Source organism: Caldisericum sp., from assembly GCA_022759145.1.
GTDB lineage: Bacteria > Caldisericota > Caldisericia > Caldisericales > Caldisericaceae > Caldisericum.
This window is the reverse complement of the sequence record JAEMPV010000052.1, coordinates 1-5,014: the sequence shown is the minus strand read 5'-3', so window position 1 is coordinate 5,014 and position 5,014 is coordinate 1. Positions and strand designations below refer to the sequence as shown.

Annotated in this window: 7 protein-coding genes; 1 reads left to right on the top strand and 6 read right to left on the bottom strand. The window is 35.3% G+C overall.

Annotated elements, in window-relative coordinates; all coding sequences use genetic code 11:
- The first annotated feature begins 266 nt into the window (after nt 1-266).
- On the top strand, nt 267-503 hold the full coding sequence (locus JHC30_03735; protein MCI4463264.1) for a hypothetical protein: 237 nt from the start codon (nt 267-269) through the stop codon (nt 501-503).
- A 350-nt stretch (nt 504-853) separates the two neighbouring features.
- Here the strand turns inward: JHC30_03735 and JHC30_03730 are convergent, their stop codons facing one another.
- The 6 genes from JHC30_03730 to JHC30_03705 all read right to left on the bottom strand — a co-directional run bounded on the left by JHC30_03730 (nt 854) and on the right by JHC30_03705 (nt 4,797).
- Complete coding sequence (locus tag JHC30_03730) at nt 854-1,345, bottom strand: ferritin (GenBank protein MCI4463263.1); 492 nt, start codon at nt 1,343-1,345, stop codon at nt 854-856.
- Between the two features lie 15 nt (nt 1,346-1,360).
- Nucleotides 1,361-1,753 (bottom strand): desulfoferrodoxin, encoded by a 393-nt coding sequence (locus JHC30_03725; GenBank protein MCI4463262.1) that lies wholly within the window; start codon nt 1,751-1,753, stop codon nt 1,361-1,363.
- A 17-nt stretch (nt 1,754-1,770) separates the two neighbouring features.
- The gene (locus JHC30_03720) at nt 1,771-2,148 is read right to left on the bottom strand and encodes a class II SORL domain-containing protein (GenBank protein ID MCI4463261.1); all 378 of its coding nucleotides are present in this window, start codon (nt 2,146-2,148) and stop codon (nt 1,771-1,773) included.
- A gap of 55 nt (nt 2,149-2,203) precedes the next feature.
- Nucleotides 2,204-3,388 carry an FprA family A-type flavoprotein gene (locus JHC30_03715; GenBank protein ID MCI4463260.1) on the bottom strand — a complete coding sequence of 395 codons (1,185 nt, stop codon included), beginning with the start codon at nt 3,386-3,388 and terminating at the stop codon, nt 2,204-2,206.
- Nucleotides 3,389-3,431: 43 nt separating this feature from the next.
- Complete coding sequence (locus JHC30_03710; GenBank protein ID MCI4463259.1) at nt 3,432-4,007, bottom strand: hypothetical protein; 576 nt, start codon at nt 4,005-4,007, stop codon at nt 3,432-3,434.
- 112 nt (nt 4,008-4,119) lie between these two features.
- Entirely contained in the window at nt 4,120-4,797 is a 678-nt protein-coding gene (locus tag JHC30_03705) for a hypothetical protein (GenBank protein MCI4463258.1), read from the bottom strand.
- Between the last annotated feature and the right edge of the window lie 217 nt (nt 4,798-5,014).

Sequence of the window (5,014 nt, the reverse complement as noted above, 5' to 3'; positions counted from 1 at the left end):
TTAATTGTTGCGCTTACAACTTCCCTCTGGTTCAATGTATACTTTTACCGTTACTATTACGATAATCAGAGAATATCCCAAGATGTAGCGCGAGGGCTTACAAATATGGTAAGGACAAATTTACGCACGCTATTAGAATCACTGAATGAAGCAAAAAGCAATAATTGGAATGATTTATCAGGAAAGGTTTCATGGATATTACATGTTACAGAATTAGAAGTAACATATCTATCAAATGGTGTTAGCCCTCTTATAAATGACAGAGCGTGGCAGCAAAATATAAGACCAACACTTTACGCATTTTGGAACTATTTTATAACGATGTGGAAAGTATTTTTCTTGAAGAGCAAAAACAACGGGATGGTAAACCTGTAGATACAAAAAAGTTAGAGGAAATACGCTTGAGACTTGAAAAAGCAAATTTTCCAGAGCACGACAATCTCAATTTGGATGAAACCAAAAAAGCAATGGAACGATATATGGGGCTTTTTGAAAATAAATAATGCGTTAATTTGTTAAGTTAATAAAAACATTTTTAAAGGCTGTTTCTTTAAATTTTTATAAACCCTTAGAATTTTGCGTTTAGAGAGGCAAATTTTTGTTCGCAGATACTTTAACCCATTTTGAGGTAAAATTAACGCTCTACGACGCTTAAAATGTGCGGTTGTAAACAAGTATTAATGCGCTCTCTACGAAAATATGCGGGGTTTTAAGGTATGGTTTTTGTATATGTAAAATTAGAAAATGTGATAAAATCTTGCCTTTTTAAGATTGTACTTAAGATTTAATTTAAGGGTAGATTTTTAAGTTCACAAATTAAAAAGGAGGGCTTTCGCCCCCCCTAAAGTATTGCCTATCCCTGTCTTTGCCCGAGTTCTTTGTCGAGCATATAGAGAGCCTGTCCCTGCTCTCCAATAAGTTTTAGTTTCTGGACAATTTCGTAAGTCTGCGCCTCTTCTTCAACTTGCTCATCTATAAACCAGTTAAGAAGATTTTGTGTAGCAAAGTCATTTTCTTCAACTGCAATTTTCATAATCTTTTCAATTGATTCAGTGATAAATCTCTCGTGGTTGTATGCTTCCTCAAATGCATCAAGTGCTCCATTCCATTCTTTCTTTGGCTCTGGAACTGCCTTTAAGAAAACTCTTCCGCCTCTTTCGCTTAAGTAGGAGATAAATTTCTCTGCATGCTTCAACTCTTCCTTATACTGCACAAAGAACCATTTTGCAATGCCTCTTAAATTCTTGCTTTCAAAATACATACCCATTGCAAGATATAGATACGCAGAGAAAAACTCCCTTGAAATTTGTTCGTTTATGGCATCCTGAATTCTTTCTTTAATCATACAAAACACCTTTCTTTAAAATTTCTTTGCCCATAGGCCATGCTTGTTGCAATAAGCCCTAACTTCGGCAAGATCTTCAACAGACCAACCGATATGAGCTTGAGGTGCTTCGCCTGGCTTTAGCATAATTTTTACGACTTTCCCGTCTTTCCTGAACGCTTCAATCCACTCGATGTAGTGATCTTGTTCCATTGGGTGTGGAACAGAACCAATCTTTATGAGAGTGCCATGTTCCATTTTTTCAACGACAGGGATGTGCTTTTCCTGCCCTGCTTCGCTTTCAGAGACTTTCTCGCCAATTTTAACCATCGGTTGTCCACAGCAAACAAGAGTTCCTCTCCCTTCATGAACAACCTCGACAATGTTTCCACAAATTTCACACTTATAAATCTCAAATACTTGAGTCATCTTACACCTCCATTAAATTAAATTTTAACTGGTTCACTTTCCCAGAGACCGTGAATGTTGCAGTAGGAAAGTGCATAAAGTTCACCCGGGACATCGAGTTTTGCAGTAAATGTAACATCAGGCTCAGCGTAAACGCCACTTGAGTTTGCACCATTTGTTGAAGCGCCATGTGCATCAAAAGTGAATCGTGCAACAAGATAAGGAAATTTACCCTCTTCGGGCTTGAAATAGACCTCGATAAAACTTATGTGGTGTTCGGTTGTGTTTGGATGTGGAATCTCCTTTCCAACAGAAACCCTTATTCGAACTTTCTCTCCTTTTTCAAGGACTTCAACTACAGGAACATGCTTCTCTTTCTTAAAATCATTTGCTTGAATTAGGTCTTTTAGTGCCATAGCCTACCTCCTTATTTTTAATTATTTTAAACTACACTAAATTATACTACAAAAGTCATAAAATTCCAAGTTTTTTATGCGCATCTTCAATTTTATCTGCAAGTGCCTTCAGTCTTTCAATATCTTTGTCTTTTGGTAGTCCTTTTATCTCAATCTCATCAAGTAACTCTGCCTTTAAATTTCCAATATGGTCTTTTACCCATTTCACTGTCATTCCGCCCCAGCCATAGGATGTAATAACAGCAGCATATTTTACCTTAGGCCTTATTGCGTTTGCAAAGTAAGTTATATTTGCACCGAGTGGATGTGGTCCCGTAAGCACTGTGGGAAATGCAAAAATAACAGTTGCGGCATCAACAAGGGAAATTGCAATCTCTCCAATATCAGCAGAAACAAGGTTAAACGGCACAACTTTGATTCCCTTCTCAACAAGTGCATTGTAAAGGACTTCAACTGCAACTTTTGTGCTTCCATGCATGGACGCATAAAGGATTAAAACAGTGTTAGAAACCTTATCAGAAATCCAATCAGAGTAGGCGTTAACGATGAACTTTGGGTCATTCCACATAGGGCCATGGCTTGGCGCAATAATCTCGAAATCAAACTTGCTTATCTTGTTTATGTTGCTCTTGATGAAATTTCTAAACGGCATCATTATTTCTGCATAGTATCTTTTTGCACCTTCAAGGACAATCTCAGAATTCTCTGCATAAAGTTCGCTTGTTGCATAGTGTGAACCAAAGAAATCACAGGTAAAAAGAATCTTGTCCTCTTCAAGATATGTGCTCATCGTTTCCGGCCAGTGAACCCAGGGTGTTAATATAAATTGAAGTGTCTTGTTACCTAAGGAAAGTTTTTCATAATCCTTAACCACGATAAATTTATCTTCCGGAATAAGCAAGTGCTCCATAAGCAATTCTTTGCATTTTTCGTTTGTGACAACTTTCGCATCCTTAAAGACCTCAAGAACTTTCGGTATACTGCCAGAGTGGTCTTGTTCCGAATGCTGTGATATTACATAGTCGATTTTTAAATCCTTGAATTCCTGCAAATTTCTTAAAAATTCATCAGTCAGCTCTGGATCAACAGTATCAATAAGTGCGGTATGCTCACTTCCTATAATAAGATAGGAATTATAGCTCGTTCCATTTGGAAGCGGTATAATTTCGTCAAATAATTTTCTATCCCAGTGATTAACACCTACGGCATAAACACCATCTTTAATTTTTCTTACACTCATTTTCGACCTCCTTCTCTAAATTATACCATTAAATTATTACTTTTCAAGTATTAATTTCTGTATTCTCCGCCTTTTTCATAGAAATTTGAGACCTTGCAAAGCCAATTAAAAATGTTACAAGACCAATGAGTGTTGAAATGCAACTTCTTACAATCTGGGCAATGTCTTTTTCAACATAAGGAGTAGATTCTTTTATGATATTACCGCTCTTATCTATTTGCGGTGGTGGATACTGGATGCTGTAGAACCCACCAACCATACTTATTAAAGAAGTCATAAATATCATTATTCCAACAAAAGAAAGAAGATAAAAGAAAATTGCCTCAAATAAGTTCATAGAAGATTCGTATTGAATTTGAGAAAGCCTTCCAAGTCTTTTTTCCTTGACTATGAAATACCAGTGAAAGGCGAAAACCAAAATCCCCACAACCGCCATTAAAATTGCTTCATAAAGGTTCTTGTACTGGTAGAGCATATCAATGCCTTGTCCAGTTTTTGGAAAATAGATAGAGGTTAATGAATTTGTTATCCTTATAAGTCCAACTATGAGAAAAATTATCCCGATTAGGCTCACTCCAAAAAGATAAACATTTCTTACAATGTCGACTTTATTTTTCATTTCTGCCTACTCCTTTACATTATAGCAGATTTTGGAATAAAAAGCCTTATCTTATACAGATTTAAATAGGATAGATAAAACTCATTTTTGCTAAATGAATATTTAATTTAACTCAACTATCTCCGATTATGCAGACATTAAATTCAGGTGCATTCTTTTCATCTGGCACTAAGGGTATGCTTGTATCTTCACAGATTATGCCGTAAGGTTGCAATATAAATGTCTGGACATTATCCGGGAAATCTTCTGGTATATCCAGTGTCATCAAAATCTCCTCAGTTTCTCCTGCTTTAAGAGTTAATGATTTCTTATCATAACTAAGATAGTCATTTATTGTAACCTTATCTTTTCCAATTACATTGCTATTCTTATCTCTGATTAGATAATAAACCTCTACCTGTCCGCCTGAAAGGTCCTTTGGGTCAAACCTCAAGTGTGCCTCTTTTGCATTTGGATCGTAACTTACAAACTTTAAGAGGATTGGTATAACAAGTTTACTTCCTCTTTTTAAAAGATAAACTCCTTTATTTTGAGGTTTCGAAAGTGAATATTCATTCAACGGAGAATCACCTTGCAAACTGATATCAACATAGCCTTTTATATTGTATTCTTTTGAAATTTTTGGATCTCGAAATTGAAAAGGTAATAAAGCTGTTATTGCTTCAAACTTAACATTTGAGCGAAGATTAATTTCATTTTCTCCTTTGAAAGTCCAATTAATCGGCTTATAGAATGACAATCCTCCCAAAATAATGCTAATTAATAAAATAAACAAAAACTTCTTACTCATTTTTTACCTCCCTACAAAAATTCTAATACCATTTTCATTTTTTGTTAAATGCTTTAACATTTTGCTTTTCATATTCAGTTAACCTATTTATGGTACGCTCCAGGAGTTTTTATCATTTCAAAACCTCTTTTCCCTTCTTCATTTCAGAGAGATTTTACTATCATAGTATTAATCATAATATTAGATACAAGAACCCCGAAAAAAGTTCCATGATTTT